This window comes from Metabacillus idriensis, from assembly GCF_050483325.1.
Taxonomy (GTDB): Bacteria; Bacillota; Bacilli; order Bacillales; family Bacillaceae; genus Bacillus_P; species Bacillus_P idriensis_A.
On the sequence record NZ_JBCMYF010000014.1, the window covers coordinates 86,324 to 100,260 of the forward strand.

Annotated in this window: 13 protein-coding genes; 8 read left to right on the forward strand and 5 right to left on the reverse strand. The window is 40.3% G+C overall.

Annotated elements, in window-relative coordinates:
• Window positions 1–90 precede the first annotated feature (90 nt).
• From ABEQ24_RS10030 to ABEQ24_RS10040, 3 genes are read left to right on the forward strand one after another with little or no spacing between them, the layout of a single operon-like run.
• Window positions 91–1,020, forward strand: a complete 930-nt coding sequence (locus ABEQ24_RS10030) for a carbohydrate ABC transporter permease (protein WP_430006658.1) — start codon at window positions 91–93, stop codon at window positions 1,018–1,020.
• Window positions 1,020–1,850 (forward strand): carbohydrate ABC transporter permease, encoded by an 831-nt coding sequence (locus ABEQ24_RS10035; protein ID WP_430006659.1) that lies wholly within the window; start codon window positions 1,020–1,022, stop codon window positions 1,848–1,850. Before ABEQ24_RS10030 ends, ABEQ24_RS10035 begins: the two co-directional genes overlap by 1 nt.
• Before the next feature lie 44 nt (window positions 1,851–1,894).
• On the forward strand, window positions 1,895–3,226 hold the full coding sequence (locus tag ABEQ24_RS10040) for an alpha-glucosidase/alpha-galactosidase (RefSeq protein ID WP_430006660.1): 1,332 nt from the start codon (window positions 1,895–1,897) through the stop codon (window positions 3,224–3,226).
• A 60-nt stretch (window positions 3,227–3,286) separates the two neighbouring features.
• Here the strand turns inward: ABEQ24_RS10040 and ABEQ24_RS10045 are convergent, their stop codons facing one another.
• Complete coding sequence (locus ABEQ24_RS10045; RefSeq protein WP_430006661.1) at window positions 3,287–4,168, reverse strand: sulfite exporter TauE/SafE family protein; 882 nt, start codon at window positions 4,166–4,168, stop codon at window positions 3,287–3,289.
• 338 nt (window positions 4,169–4,506) lie between these two features.
• Here ABEQ24_RS10045 and ABEQ24_RS10050 point away from each other — a divergent pair, with 338 nt between their 5' ends.
• Window positions 4,507–5,538: an FUSC family protein gene (locus ABEQ24_RS10050; protein ID WP_430006662.1), complete on the forward strand. Its 1,032-nt coding sequence runs from the start codon at window positions 4,507–4,509 to the stop codon at window positions 5,536–5,538.
• Between the two features lie 58 nt (window positions 5,539–5,596).
• Here ABEQ24_RS10050 and ABEQ24_RS10055 read toward each other — a convergent pair whose 3' ends face one another.
• Both ABEQ24_RS10055 and ABEQ24_RS10060 read right to left on the reverse strand, forming a co-directional pair.
• Window positions 5,597–5,911 (reverse strand): TM2 domain-containing protein, encoded by a 315-nt coding sequence (locus ABEQ24_RS10055; RefSeq protein WP_430006663.1) that lies wholly within the window; start codon window positions 5,909–5,911, stop codon window positions 5,597–5,599.
• 154 nt (window positions 5,912–6,065) lie between these two features.
• Window positions 6,066–7,184, reverse strand: coding sequence for an acyltransferase (locus ABEQ24_RS10060; protein ID WP_430006664.1), 1,119 nt, complete (start codon window positions 7,182–7,184; stop codon window positions 6,066–6,068).
• A gap of 345 nt (window positions 7,185–7,529) precedes the next feature.
• Here ABEQ24_RS10060 and ABEQ24_RS10065 point away from each other — a divergent pair, with 345 nt between their 5' ends.
• A complete protein-coding gene (locus ABEQ24_RS10065; RefSeq protein WP_430006665.1) occupies window positions 7,530–8,429 on the forward strand; it encodes an NAD(P)/FAD-dependent oxidoreductase in 900 nt (299 codons plus the stop codon).
• 31 nt (window positions 8,430–8,460) lie between these two features.
• On the opposite strand, the gene fabF is transcribed toward ABEQ24_RS10065, so the two are convergent.
• The gene (gene fabF, locus ABEQ24_RS10070) at window positions 8,461–9,699 is read right to left on the reverse strand and encodes a beta-ketoacyl-ACP synthase II (protein ID WP_430006666.1); all 1,239 of its coding nucleotides are present in this window, start codon (window positions 9,697–9,699) and stop codon (window positions 8,461–8,463) included.
• Between the two features lie 216 nt (window positions 9,700–9,915).
• Between fabF and ABEQ24_RS10075 the strand changes: the two genes are divergently transcribed.
• Window positions 9,916–11,346 (forward strand): TerD family protein, encoded by a 1,431-nt coding sequence (locus tag ABEQ24_RS10075; RefSeq protein WP_430006667.1) that lies wholly within the window; start codon window positions 9,916–9,918, stop codon window positions 11,344–11,346.
• Window positions 11,347–11,517: 171 nt separating this feature from the next.
• On the opposite strand, the gene ABEQ24_RS10080 is transcribed toward ABEQ24_RS10075, so the two are convergent.
• Window positions 11,518–11,736 carry a hypothetical protein gene (locus ABEQ24_RS10080; protein ID WP_430006668.1) on the reverse strand — a complete coding sequence of 73 codons (219 nt, stop codon included), beginning with the start codon at window positions 11,734–11,736 and terminating at the stop codon, window positions 11,518–11,520.
• 211 nt (window positions 11,737–11,947) lie between these two features.
• Between ABEQ24_RS10080 and ABEQ24_RS10085 the strand changes: the two genes are divergently transcribed.
• Together ABEQ24_RS10085 and ABEQ24_RS10090 are read left to right on the forward strand one after the other, a co-directional pair.
• Entirely contained in the window at window positions 11,948–13,279 is a 1,332-nt protein-coding gene (locus tag ABEQ24_RS10085) for a 5'-deoxyadenosine deaminase (RefSeq protein WP_430006669.1), read from the forward strand.
• 95 nt (window positions 13,280–13,374) lie between these two features.
• Window positions 13,375–13,746 (forward strand): hypothetical protein, encoded by a 372-nt coding sequence (locus ABEQ24_RS10090; RefSeq protein ID WP_430006670.1) that lies wholly within the window; start codon window positions 13,375–13,377, stop codon window positions 13,744–13,746.
• Window positions 13,747–13,937: the final 191 nt, after the last annotated feature.

The window sequence follows — 13,937 nt, forward strand, 5'->3', positions numbered from 1 at the left end:
ACTTTAATGTTGCTGATCCGGGAAGGGGCAGACAGCATGCTGCCTCTTTCAATTAAATCCCAAATGCCTTAATTAGGAGTTGGAAGGATAATGATCGGAGTCGAAACGCAGAAGAAAGCTATAACAAAATCGAAATCAAAAAGCAGGTTAAAAAAAGACAAAGAATCTTCTTTATGGTGGATGTATCTCCCTGCTCTTTTTGCAGTCAGTTTTTTCATTCTATATCCTTTTATTAACGGTTTGAAAATATCGTTTACAAACTGGAATGGCTTTTCACAAACTTATGATTATGTTGGATTCAGTCAGTATATCCGTATGCTTCAGGATCCTGATACCTGGCTTATAGTTAAAAATACTCTGTTATATGGACTCGGAAGTACATTTTTTCAAAATATCATTGGGCTATTGTATGCCCTGCTCTTAAATCAAAGTATTAAAATGCGCTCCATTACAAGAACGATTATCTACTTGCCGGTTATCATCAGTCCTTTAATCATGGGATACATCTGGTATTTCTTCTTTTCCTATCAGGGAGGAGCACTAAATGACGTTCTGGTCTTTTTGGGATTAGATAAAATTAATGCACTGGCCGATCCTGCTATCAATACTTGGATCATTGTATTTGTGAATACGTATCAGTTTGTCGGGGTTGCTATGATAATTTATCTCGCAGGACTGCAAAGTATTTCTAAAGATTTCTATGAAGCCGCGCAAATTGATGGTGCATCTTCTCTTCAGCAGTTTATAACGATTACCCTGCCGCTTTTAATGCCTTCTATAACAATTAATATGGTGCTGAATATTATCGGAGGTCTTAAATTATTTGATGTTATCGTTGCACTTACAAATGGCGGACCAGGCAATGCCTCACAATCCATGTCTACTTTTATGTACGATCTTTATTTTAATAGACAGGATGCAGGATATGCAGCAACACAAGGTATATTAATGGCTGTCATAATTTTAGTGATCAGTCTTTCTGCACTGATGTATTTTAAACGCAAGGAGGTCGAAGCTTAATGGACTATATGAATAAGAGAAAAAAGCTTATTTTGTCAATTGTCGCATCTTTGATTGCCTTATTTCATTTAGTTCCCTTTTACATTTTAATCACGACCTCTTTAAAAGCAAAGGGAGACTTTACTTCAAAATGGATTTTCCCTGATTATTTTACGCTTGAAAATTTTACTGAAGCCTGGAGTATGGCAAATCTGGGAAATGCTTTTATCAATACAAGTGTAATAACGTTATTTTCAGCATTGCTGCTCATTTTCTTTGGATCTATGGCAGCTTACGCTCTTGCCAGAAGACAAACGAAATTAAACAAATTTGTATACATGCTGTTTATCGCGATTATGGTCATTCCACCTTTAACTGCATTAGTGCCCCTGTATCAGCTTGTTGTTGATATCGGAATGATGAATACACATGAAATCGCGATTTTCAATAATGTCGCAGCTTATTTGCCTCTTGCCATATTTCTTTATGCCGGTTTTATTCGTTCAACGGTGCCAAAAGAGCTTGAAGAAGCAGCAAAGATCGATGGTGCAACTACACTGATTATCTTTTTTAAAATCGTATTTCCATTATTAAAACCTGTCACTGCATCAATTCTAATTATTTCAAGTGTGTATATTTGGAATGATTATCAATTCGCTATCTTTTTCCTTCAGGCTGAAGAAGTGAAGACATTGACTGTAGCTCTTGCTGGTTTCTTTGGACAAAATGGAAATAATCTTAATCTTGTTGCAGCAGCTGCCATCATGGCAGTCGCCCCTATGGCCATTCTTTTCCTCCTTTTGCAAAAACATTTTGTAAAAGGATTAGCATCAGGATCTGTAAAAGGGTAATCATCAGAGTCAATAAAATAACATAAATATTGGAGGAACATTCAATGAAAGTTACTATTATTGGTGCAGGAAGTGTTGTTTTTGCCAAACGTTTAATCTCAGATATTTTGAGTTATCCGGAATTACAGGAAACTACTTTTTCTTTAACAGATATTCATGCAGACAGACTTCAGACTGCAGAAAAAATGACTAAATCAATCATTGAGAAGAATGGGAATCTGGCACATGTCGAGGCAAATTTAGACAGAAAACAGGCGCTTGCAGATGCAGATTATGTTCTGAATTTAATACAAGTCGGAATGCATGAATCTACTTTGATTGATTTTGAGATTCCCAGAAAGTACGGTTTAAAACAAACAATCGCAGACACACTCGGAGCAGGCGGGATTTTTAGAGGATTGCGCACAATTCCAGTCCTTCTTGATATATGCAAAGACATGGAAGAAGTATGTCCTGACGCCCTTCTCTTAAATTACACGAATCCTATGGCCATGCTTATGCTGGCAATACAAAAGGCGACACCGATTAAATCTGTTGGCCTATGCCACAGTGTTCAAAATACAGCTGAAGAATTAGCCTCCTATTTAAGCCTTCCAGTAAGCGAATTAGAATATAAGGTAGCAGGCATTAATCATATGGCTTGGTTTTTAGAGCTTAAACGGAATGGAAAAGATTTATATCCAGACCTTTTTGCCAGTATAGAAAAAGAAGAAATCTATGCTAAAGATAAAGTACGTTTTGAAATGATGAAGCGATTAAACTACTTTATTACCGAATCAAGCGAACATTTGTCAGAATATACCCCATACTTTATTAAACGTGACAGTTTAATTAAGGATTTTGATATTCCAATTGATGAATATATTAGAAGAAGCGAAGAAAATCTCGAACATTTTGAGCAAATGAAACAGATTATCAACCGAAATGAATCTTTTGAGGTTGAGAAAAGCCACGAATATGGCGCACCTATTATTCATTCAATCGAAACGGGAGTAAACCGGGAGATATGGGGGAATGTTCTAAACACAAACCTCATTTCTAATTTACCGGAAAATGCATGTGTTGAAGTACCTTGCTTAGTCAATAAGCGTGGAATCCAGCCCATTCATATTGGAGAATTGCCGCCTCATTTAGCAGCAATGAATATGACAAATATCAATGTGCAGCAATTAGTTGTTGAAGCTGTTCTTACAGGAAATGTAGACTGCGTCTATCAGGCGGTTATGCTCGATCCTCACACCTCGTCTGTTTTGTCACTGGATGAAATCTGGGATATGACTGCTGAGTTAATAAAAGCGCACGGTGATCGACTGCCAAAGTTCATAAAAGGAAGAAATCTTGTTAAAAAAGGAAAGGCAGTTTCACAATCTTTATAAACAAGGATGAAAAAGGAGGAGCCTAACCCCTCCTTTTTTTATTCTAATCAATCAAACTCATTAAACACTGATCGCTTCCTCCGCCTTTACCCGGTTTCTCTTGACTGCATATCCAACCGCAAGCGCCCATCCAATTAAAATAAATCCGTATACAAATGGCACTGCAGAAGTGTCAACAGCCCATGTCGTAAGCAGAGTTCTGGAATTTGTCAGAACAATAAAGCCTCCAACAAGGACACCAAGCAGATAGGCGGGAAGTTTTTTGACTAGCCATGCTGCAATTGGGGCTGCCACAATTCCTCCAATCATGAGTGCAGCTACCCAATACCAGTTTACCTGTTCCCATCCAAGGGAAATGAAAAATCCAAGTGTCGCAGAAACAGCAATGGCAAACTCACTTGTATCGACAGTACCCACAACCTTTCGTGCAGATGTTCCTTTCTGAGACAGAAGAACCGGTGTTGCAATCGGGCCCCAGCCTCCTCCGCCAGTTGCATCTGCAAATCCTGCAATTAATCCAAGCGGAATGGATTTTTTACGGGTTAGCGGGATGGTTTCACTTTGCTGCTTTGCTTCATGATGGAATAAAAAACGAAGCAGAACATACAGGCCTAATGCTAAAAGAAAGATAGCTATAAAAGGCTTAGCAAGATCTCCGGGCAAGCTGCTGAGAAAGCACGCCCCTGCAAAAGCGCCAATCGATCCAGGAATAATTAATTTGTACACTGCCTGCTTATCGACATTCCCAAATTTAATATGAGATGCTCCTGACGCTGCAGTCGTAACGACTTCTGCCAAATGAACAGAAGCAGAAGCGACCGCCGGTGCAATGCCGAACGTCAGCAGCAGAGTTGTTGATGTCACGCCATATGCCATACCCAAAGATCCATCAATAAGCTGTGCCAAAAAACCGATGAAAGCAAAAAGCATTAACTTTCTCAAAACAATTCCTCCCCCTTTGGAAACGAAAAAGGTCCCTAACATTATGTTAAGGACCTTTGGTTATCCAATCAGTCTGATTATTAGAAATATTCAAATGTAACTTTATTATACATAATTCCTATGTGTTTACAAGGATTTATTTTTATGTTTTTAAATTGGTCGTTCCAGATTAAAAAGCACCCGTTTTTTCTTCCTATTAAAAATCTGATAAACTAAACAATAGACAAGCGCACGCGCCCTTTTAGTGCAGGCAGACAGGAATGGCCGGGTGTTTCGATCTCCATCGAAGCGCAAAATTTTATACTTTCTTATCACTTAAGAAACGGAGTGCTCCCCAATTGATACTAGGACCCAGAGTTTTAAAAACCGGATTATCCGTTACACTTGCCTTATTTATCTGCTCTGTCTTTCAGCTTGAGCCTTCGGTTTTTGCAGGTGTCGCGGCTATATTTACTATTCAGCCTTCCATTTACCGGACATGGAAACAAGTGCTTGATCAGCTTCAGGCGAATACACTTGGGGCATTGCTTGCTCTATTTGCTATTTTCTTTTTCGGCAGTAATCCGATCGTGATTGGGGTTGTTGTGATTTCAGTCATCTTAATCAGCTTGAAGCTCAAAATGGAACCGACCATATCGCTGACTTTAGTAACGGTCCTTGCGATTATGAGCGCTCCGGGCAATGAAGACTTTTTATTTGTCTGGAATCGATTCTTAATCATATTAATAGGCATAGCCTCTGCATTTTTTGTTAATCTGCTGATTTTGCCGCCAAAGTATAAAGAAAATTACTTTACAAAAGTTCAATCAGTTTTTGAAACCATGTCATTATTGATGAGGACAGCCATCTCAGATGAATTAACTGAAAAGTATTTTCAGGAAAAGCAAAAAGAATTTAGAAGTGAGCTTCAGAAGCTTGAGGATTTATACGAAATCTTTGACGAAGAACGTGAAAAAATGGCGAAGGTAAATCCTGTGAACGTCAGAGAGCTTGTCGTTTTTAAACAAATGCTGAAAACGATTCAGCAGGCTGCTGATGTTTTAAAAGTCATTGAAGAACATTACTTTCAAAGCCGCAGTACAACAGTTGACGATCAATTATTTGATTCTCAGATTGAACAATTAATTAAATGGCATGAATACCTTCTCTTTAAATATGAGGGAAAAATCAAATCCAATGATCATTTTGAAGATGACTCGTTAATCAGGGAAAGCAGGATTTTTCTGATTCAAATGATGGAATCTGATTCTGAGAAGCTTGAAAATCAGCGCTTAACTGTCGTTGCTTCAGCTATTTATGAATATGCTTTCCAACTGCAGCGTCTTGATCAGCTTGTAGACAGATTTGTGAAAAAGCCTGTCAGTCATTAAGCCGTCTAAACTGGACCATAATACTCCATCAAAAAAAGCCCTGAACCAGGGCTTTTCTTTATGATACAGCAAGCGTGGAAATCTCAGAAATAATTTCGCGCTCAATTTCCTCGTTTATTTTGTCCACTTTTTTGACTAAACAATAGATGCCGTCAACAAGCGGCCAGATGAATAAAGTAGCCCAGCCAAGCAGCAGCATAGCAATTGCCAGACCTGTATTTCCTAGGTAGAATCTATGAGCCCCGAACGTGCTTAAAAAGAACCATAATAAAAAGGTAATGCCTTTAGACTTCTTTCTTTTGTCAAATTCAGATGCTAAAATCGCGTGCTGATGCGGTGACAGGTTTTGCTTAAGCTTTAAATTAATGCTCATTTTTTTCTCCATTCTAGTAAAATATAATCAGGATATAAGACTTATAAATACTTTCATATCATACATGATAACTTCTAGCTGTTCAATATGAATCATATAAAAGTCGGCCAATACCAAAAAAGTCCGGCTTTTCGCCGGACCTTTCTTAACAAGCTTATGCAGACTGCACTCTTTTTTCAGATTCTGTCTGAGAAGTGCGCTTTGTTTTTTTGATTTTCGGAACGGGGATAATATAACCGCTATGCGGGATAAACTGCAGAATCCGGATAAATGCGACCGCAATCAGCATGACGGCCAGAAACATCAAAGGAACATTAGATACTGTCCAATAATGATCCGGCATATGATTTGCGAAAAGATACAGAATCATTGGGTGGATCAAATATATGCCCATTGAATATTGCCCGATCAGCTTCAGTGGCTTATTGATTATATTCCACTTTGACAGCAGCGGATAAATACCGATTGTCGCAATGCACAGAAGCGGAAGGTTGATTAAGTTTGTCAGCCTCCTGTTGGATACTTGTCCAGTCACATTGTACTCAACGACAGCACCTGCAGAAACGATCAGGGCAACAGCAAGCATTTGCCGCGGCCGCTTCGTTGCAAAACGGACAATTTCATCCCAGAAGTACGCAAGAACGCCTCCAAATGCAAAATAGAAGATCCAGATCGGCATGAACGTTTTACTTGCTAAAAACTCACCCATAGCCCCTTCAATTCCCGGATTAAATCCAAATAATTGATAACTGATGATAAGAGCAATAAATGTAAAGACAATGATAAGCGCCTTTGTTCGGAACAGCTTTTGGACAAATGGAAAAATAAAATAAAACTGAACCACAATGGCAACAAAATAGAGATGATAAAAAGATTCTCCCCTCAGAATCTTTGTTAATTCTGAACCAAGATCTAAAAAGGCCTGCTGATCATAATAATATACCAGAAAACGATACACCATACTCCAGACAAGAAAAGGAATCAGGATTTTAGAAAAGCGCGACTTTAGAAAGCTTCCCATTTCAAACCCTTTTCTCTTCACTTGATAAAAAAGGAGAAACCCGCTGATGACAGCGAATGCCGTAGTGCCAAACCTGCCTATCTGATTAATAAAATACGTAAACCAATGCCATGTTTGCTCATTGGCATAATAATGTGTCGCAGTTACATGCACCCCGACCACTGCGATACAGGCAAAGGCCCTTAAAAAATGGATCTCAAAAATGTAATTTCTGCTTTTTGAACTTGTAGCACCTGCAGACTGAGCAGACATTCATTTTCCCCTCTCTTTCTTCTAGGTCCCATCTTAGTTTAGATTGAATCACGAAACAAGTGGTGCTTTTTGTAAAAAAGCGTTCTTTCGTATTGAGTTACCCCAAGGGATATTTGATTCAGTTGCCTGCAATGTATGCGCTCTAATTACTGGTGTTGCTTATGTTAGTATTTATACCTATAAAAGAAGCTTCTGATAAAATCAGCTGAATAGTCATTTATTTCTTCCAGCCATTTCTTTTTTGTGGAAAATGAAAGAAATATTCTCAGCTGATGAATCTTAAGAATCACATTTCGAAATTTACATAACCTAAAACTATCTTTTCTGCAAAGGCGTGTTACTCATATGAAAGATCCATACGAATGCATCATCATTGGCGCAGGCATCGCAGGACTGCAGGCTGCTATCCAGCTTGGACGCTATAATCGCAGGGTTCTTGTGATTGATTCTGGTACTGGCCGTTCTACCCTGTGCAGAAGCTATCATAATCTTTTGGGGTGGCCTGATGGTGTCAGCGGTCAAACGCTTAGGGAGCTTGGCAAAGTGCAGGCTGAAAGATCAGGCATTCAATTTTTGAATGACCGTGTAACAGGAGTCACGAAAGCAGATTCTATCTTTCATGTCGAGACAGCAAATGGTGACAGGCATGAGGCCATGAGAATTTTACTCTCAACCGGACTTACGGATCGCCTGCCTGATTTGCCAAATCTACTGCCTTGTCTTGGAATTAGCATCTATGTCTGTCCTGACTGTGACGGCTATGAGGTGCAGAAAAAAAAGACATTGGTGCTTGGATCAGGAACAGCTGGAGCAAATCTCGCTCTTACTCTTACTTATTGGACAAGCGATCTTACTTATATCAATCATGAAAAAGAGAATGTGCCTGAGGAGATAAAAACGAAATTGGATGAGAAAGGAATTGTCTGCATAGAGGAAGCTATTGCTTCTATATTAGTGAAAGACCAATCTGAGTTTGCGGGAGTTCAGCTTTCAGACGGAAGAAAGCTTTACGGCGAACGGGCATTTACTGCATTCGGAGGCAATGCCGTTCACTCTGAATTAGCAGGAATGCTTGGAGCAGAAAGAATCCAGAACAAGCATGTAGTGGTGAATCCCAGAACTAAAGAGACGAGCGTACAGCATGTCTGGGCTGCGGGGGATATCGGGGTTCATTCTGAACAAGTCACGATCGCAATGGGAGATGGCTGTCAGGCAGCTATCTGGATTCACAAGAGTTTGCTTTAAAGTGAAAAGCCGGCGGACCGCCGGCTTTTTTCTACTTCTTATATTTTTTAAAAATCAGTGTGGCATTATGACCGCCAAATCCAAGTGAATTGCTTAAGACAACGTTCAGCTCTTGATTTCTTGCTTCGTTCGGAACATAATCCAAATCAAGCTCAGGATCAGCTGTCTCATAATTAATTGTAGGCGGGATCACTTTATCTCTGATAGCCATTACAGAAAAAATAGCTTCGATCGCACCGGCTGCCCCGAGCAGGTGACCCGTCATGGATTTTGTTGAGGAAATCGGAAGCTTATAAGCATGGCTGCCGAATACCGCTTTGATGGCCTGAGTCTCGTAAAGATCGTTATAATGAGTGCTAGTGCCATGGGCATTAATATAATCAACGTCTTCAGGCTTCAGTTTTGCATCCTCAATCGCCATCAGCATGGAACGCTGACCGCCTTCGCCTTCTGGTGCAGGTGTAGTAATATGAAAAGCATCACCCGTTGCGCCGTATCCTGCAATCTCACCGTAAATTTTGGCGCCCCTGGCCAGTGCGTGATCGAGTTCTTCAAGAATTAATATACCTGCCCCCTCCCCAATGACAAAACCGTTTCTGTTTTTATCAAAAGGCCTCGAGGCTGTTTGCGGATCTGGATTTGCAGACAAAGCTGTCATATTAGAAAATCCGGCAACCGTCATTGGAGTAATGGCTGCTTCAGTGCCCCCTGTAATCATAACATCAGCATCTCCGCGCTGGATCACTTTAAAAGCATCGCCAATTGAATTCGCGCCGCTTGCACAGGCCGTAACAGTACAAGAATTAATTCCTTTCGCACCGAGTTCAATGGAAACTCGTCCTGCAGCAAGATCAGGAATCAGCATTGGAATAATAAAGGGACTGACCCGTCTTACTCCTTTGTCTAAAAATTTAATGTGCTGCTCTTCAAACTCGCCTAAACCGCCGATGCCTGAACCAATCCAGACTCCGACTCTGGCTGCATTCTTTTCATCAATAATCAGATCTGCATCCTGTGCGGCCATTTTGCTTGCAGCTACAGCAAGCTGTGTAAACCTGCCCATTCTGCGAGCTTCTTTCATATCCATGTACTCTTCGGGTTTAAAATCGTTTACTTCTGCAGCAACTTTCACGTTATAAATACTGGAATCGATATGAGATAAGGGTCCAATTCCGCTTATTCCTTTTTTAATACGATCAAAGCTTTCCTCAGCTGTGCCTCCAACCGGCGTGACAGCTCCAAGGCCTGTTACGACAACTCTTTTTTTCAACCTTAATCGCCTCCCTGATATTGTTTCTGTAAAGTTATTCTATCATCAAGCAACAGCCTCTTTCCACCAATCTTCTCTCTTAAAAGAAATGCCAGCTAATGATTGAAAAAATAGTTTAAAAGACTTAGTATTTAATTAGTAAGAAAATTTACTGATTTTACATATTATAGAAATCTTTTTTTCTGCGGAAAAATTACCTAAGGAGTGAACAATTGAATGGGTGTTACGCTCAGCAAAGGTCAAAAAGTTGATTTAACTAAATCCAACCCCGGTCTTCAGAATGTCATTGTAGGATTAGGCTGGGATGTTAGCCAGCATGGGGCTAATTACGATCTCGATGCTTCGTCTTTCTTGCTTGGACAATCCGGCAAAGTAAACAGTGATCTTGACTTCGTTTTTTACAATAATCCTTCCGGCGGAAATGGCTCGATTTTATACACTGGTGATAATCGCACAGGTGCAGGACACCAGGATGATGAACAAATTCAGATTAATTTAACGGCTGTCCCTCAGTCCATCCACCGTATTGCCTTTACCATTACAATTCATGATGCACAAATGAAGCAGCAAAACTTTGGACAAGTTCAAAATGCGTATGTCCGAATTTTTAATCCTCTTAATAATGAAGAGCTTCTTCGCTTTAACCTTGGCAGAGACTTCACTGTTGAAACAGCGATTGTGGCAGCAGAGCTTTACCGCCATAACGGCGAATGGAAATTCAATGCAATTGCAAGCGGCTTTCAGGGCGGACTTGCGGCACTGTGCCGAAATTTCGGAGTAACTGTTGATGATGAGCCGGCCCCTGCGGCAGGCATTCATTCTCAAGGATTTCAGCAAAGCCCGGCACAGCCTGCATATTCTCAGCCTGCTCCATCATACGGTCAGCAGAATCAGGCATTTGGGCAGCAAAGTCCGTCCTATAGTCAGCAAAATCCAACGTATGGACAGCAGGCATTTGGGCAAACAGGCAATTCGTATTCAGCGCCTCCTTCCCAGGGATCCCAGACATACAGCGGCGAAAACATCAGCTGTACCCGCTGTCACTCAACGAATGTCAGAACTGGAGAAAAAGGATTTGGCCTTGGAAAAGCGGCTGTCGGAGGATTAATACTCGGTCCTGTCGGTTTGCTTGGCGGATTCATCGGAAAAAACAAGCTGAAGTTCACATGCAGCAGCTGCGGAAATTCATGGTCCCCCAATCAGACAGACTATGCAGACTGGGCAAATCAGCAGAAAAGAAAAGCTATGGAATTGTTCCAGAAGTATAAAAGCCAGGATGTGCTCGAAGCCGTTGTTTCTGCATGCGCACTTGTAGGAATGGCAGATGGAAGATTAGATCCGGCAGAGCGTCAAAAAATGATGGAGTTTGTGAATCAGAGCGAGGAATTACGAGTTTTTGATACAAATAAAGTCATACAGCAATTCAATTTATATGTACAAAGAATCGAAAGAGACCCTATGATTGGGCGTGCTGAAGCATTTAAAGCACTTGGCAGAGTCAGGTCAAAACCCGAAATTGCGAGACTTGTAGCACGCTACTGCATCGCAATCGGCTATGCTGACGGCCATTTCGATCACAATGAACAAAGAGTGGTAGCTGATATCTGCAATGAACTTGGATTAAATCCGAATGAATTTCTTTCATAAGAAAAGCGGAAGCGCCAGAAATTGAATTTTATAACTGCTTACTTCATAAAAGTGGAACCCCTGAATCGATCAGGGGTTCTTTTTCACGGAAAAAAGGCTGTAATATTTTCTCACACACTTGAAGTACTTACGATTTTTCTATAGTAGAATAAGAGAAAATCAAAAAAAAATTTATCCTTCCCTGATCATATAAACCCCTCTTCTTGGTTTTACGACAGTAGGATAGCGTTCAATAACCTTTACCATAAATGCGGAGGGAGACGATACCCGTTTGCCTGTCTGAGCTTCCAGATCATCTGCAATTTGTTTTGGAGTAGCTACTTTTCGGTTTCTTAAAAGGTGAAAAGCAGCTGCAATCAATTCATTGGACTCTTTTTTTGTATATCTCACAGTTCTCCATCCCTTTCTGATAAAATTCCTATTTTGTCTATTTTACTTGGAAATCCCCCTTAAATCTACACCGTTTTAAAACGTTAAAGCGTTGATTCGTATATTTACTATATTCCTATATTAACTTTTTATGACTTCAATTTTTTTAAAAATTTCTGATCAGAAATTTACATATAATGATCTATGTCACTTTTTTCGGCGGAGGTTTTCTATGGACTCTCTTCTTATTAAAAATGCACAAATCATTACAATGAATGAACAGAATGACATTTTCACAGGAGATCTTTTTATTAAAGATGGCCTGATTGCGGCGATTGGACTAAATCTGCAGAATCCTGCTGAAAAAATCATTGATGCTTCCGGCAGAACCATTATTCCCGGGTTTGTTCAAACACATATTCACTTATGCCAGACACTCTTCCGCGGCAGAGGAGACGATTTAGAATTATTGGATTGGCTGAAAAAAAGAATTTGGCCGCTTGAAGCATCCCATGACGAAGAATCCGTCTTTTATTCGGCCATGCTTGGGATTGGAGAGTTGATTCAAAGCGGCACGACAACTATAGTTGACATGGAAACCGTTCATCATACCGATTTTGCGTTTCAGGCTATTGCCGCAAGCGGAATACGGGCGTTATCAGGAAAAGTCATGATGGATAGAGGATTTGATGTGCCTTCAGGTCTTAGAGAGAAAACAGAGGCCTCTATTCAGGAGAGTGTAGATTTACTGGAAAAATGGAATTTGCACGATAATGGCAGAATCCGTTATGCGTTTTCTCCAAGATTTGTCATCTCCTGTACAGAACAGCTTTTAAAGGAAATAAGAGAGCTCTCGTATAAACACGAGGTGAAAGTTCAAACACACGCTTCTGAAAACCAGGAAGAGATCAAGGTCGTTCTTGAAGAAACAGGCATGAGGAACATTGTCTATTTAGATCATCTCGGCCTTGCGAATGACCGTCTGATTCTTGCCCATTGTGTCTGGCTCGATGATCAAGAGAGGAAAATTATTAAAGAACGCGGCGTCCATGTCAGCCATTGCCCGGGGTCAAATCTTAAGCTTGCTTCGGGTGTGGCCGACACGAAAGGACTGCTCGATATGAATGTGAGCTTAAGCCTCGGAGCGGATGGTGCTCCCTGCAACAATAATCTTGATATGTTTAATGAAATGAGGCTTGCTGCCCTTCTTCAAAAGCCGATTCATGGTCCTGCAGCCATGGATGCAAAAACCGTTTTTCAGATGGCGACGATCGGAGGAGCTAAGACCGTTGGATTAGAAAAAGAAATCGGCAGCCTTGAGGTTGGAAAAAAGGCAGATATCGCTATATTGAATCTCAATCAGTTCCATACATATCCTTCTCAAGAATCAGACCCTATTTCACGTATTGTCTACTCTTCCGGACGCAGTGATGTTGAGACAACAATCATCAATGGAAAAATCGTGATGGAAAACCGCATCATGAAAACTATGGATAAGGAAATCATATTACAAGAAGCCAATAACTCCATTCATCGCCTGCTGAAAAGAGCAGCATTGACTTAGGATGTATAATAGAGTCATCACCTTATAGAAATGAGTGAAGGATTCTGAAAGATTTTATTAAGCTTATAGCTGAAATCGTTAATAATATACACGATATGATCAATGCGGCTGCCTATCAGACGCTTGGACTGAACGTGACAGATAAAGACTTGCATTTTTGGATTATGGGCATCATCGGAATGGGCGTATTTGTGTTCATCTATCTTTTATCCAAATGGCTGTCAAAGCTTCCATTTGGCATTACTGCCCTTTCATTCTTATATACTCTGACCTTTATGTTTGTTCTCGTATTTGGAATTGAGATTCAGCAGGCCCTGACTAATAGAGGGAATATGGAATTTATTGATGCTATTGTAGGTCTGTGGGGATTCATTGCCATGTTCTTGATTTATATAGGACTCATTCTTGCATTCTTGATAGTCAGAAGGCTTTTCAAGAAGAGTAAAAATGATGAGATTGATCTGTAAAAGAGCCCTCGTATGAGGAGCTCTTTTCTTTTGGCTCTTTTCGTAAACTTTGTGTTATGCGAAAACAGCCTTTCTTTTTGTGCCGTTCTATTAGGAGTAATCAGCGTCTGTTAAATGGGCTTTCTATCAATGTAACGTGATCCTATCAGTTGCTATCACCGCTTCATCAAAATTACAAAATCAGGTTTGGT

What these genes read in the sequence shown, in the direction of transcription:
- ABEQ24_RS10030 (WP_430006658.1), top strand. Translation starts at nt 91, where the DNA reads ATGATCGGAGTCGAAACGCAGAAGAAAGCTATAACAAAATCGAAATCA.
- ABEQ24_RS10035 (WP_430006659.1), top strand. Translation starts at nt 1,020, where the DNA reads ATGGACTATATGAATAAGAGAAAAAAGCTTATTTTGTCAATTGTCGCA.
- ABEQ24_RS10040 (WP_430006660.1), top strand. Translation starts at nt 1,895, where the DNA reads ATGAAAGTTACTATTATTGGTGCAGGAAGTGTTGTTTTTGCCAAACGT.
- ABEQ24_RS10055 (WP_430006663.1), bottom strand. Translation starts at nt 5,911, where the DNA reads ATGAGCATTAATTTAAAGCTTAAGCAAAACCTGTCACCGCATCAGCAC.
- ABEQ24_RS10060 (WP_430006664.1), bottom strand. Translation starts at nt 7,184, where the DNA reads ATGTCTGCTCAGTCTGCAGGTGCTACAAGTTCAAAAAGCAGAAATTAC.
- ABEQ24_RS10065 (WP_430006665.1), top strand. Translation starts at nt 7,530, where the DNA reads ATGAAAGATCCATACGAATGCATCATCATTGGCGCAGGCATCGCAGGA.
- ABEQ24_RS10075 (WP_430006667.1), top strand. Translation starts at nt 9,916, where the DNA reads ATGGGTGTTACGCTCAGCAAAGGTCAAAAAGTTGATTTAACTAAATCC.
- ABEQ24_RS10085 (WP_430006669.1), top strand. Translation starts at nt 11,948, where the DNA reads ATGGACTCTCTTCTTATTAAAAATGCACAAATCATTACAATGAATGAA.
- ABEQ24_RS10090 (WP_430006670.1), top strand. Translation starts at nt 13,375, where the DNA reads ATGATCAATGCGGCTGCCTATCAGACGCTTGGACTGAACGTGACAGAT.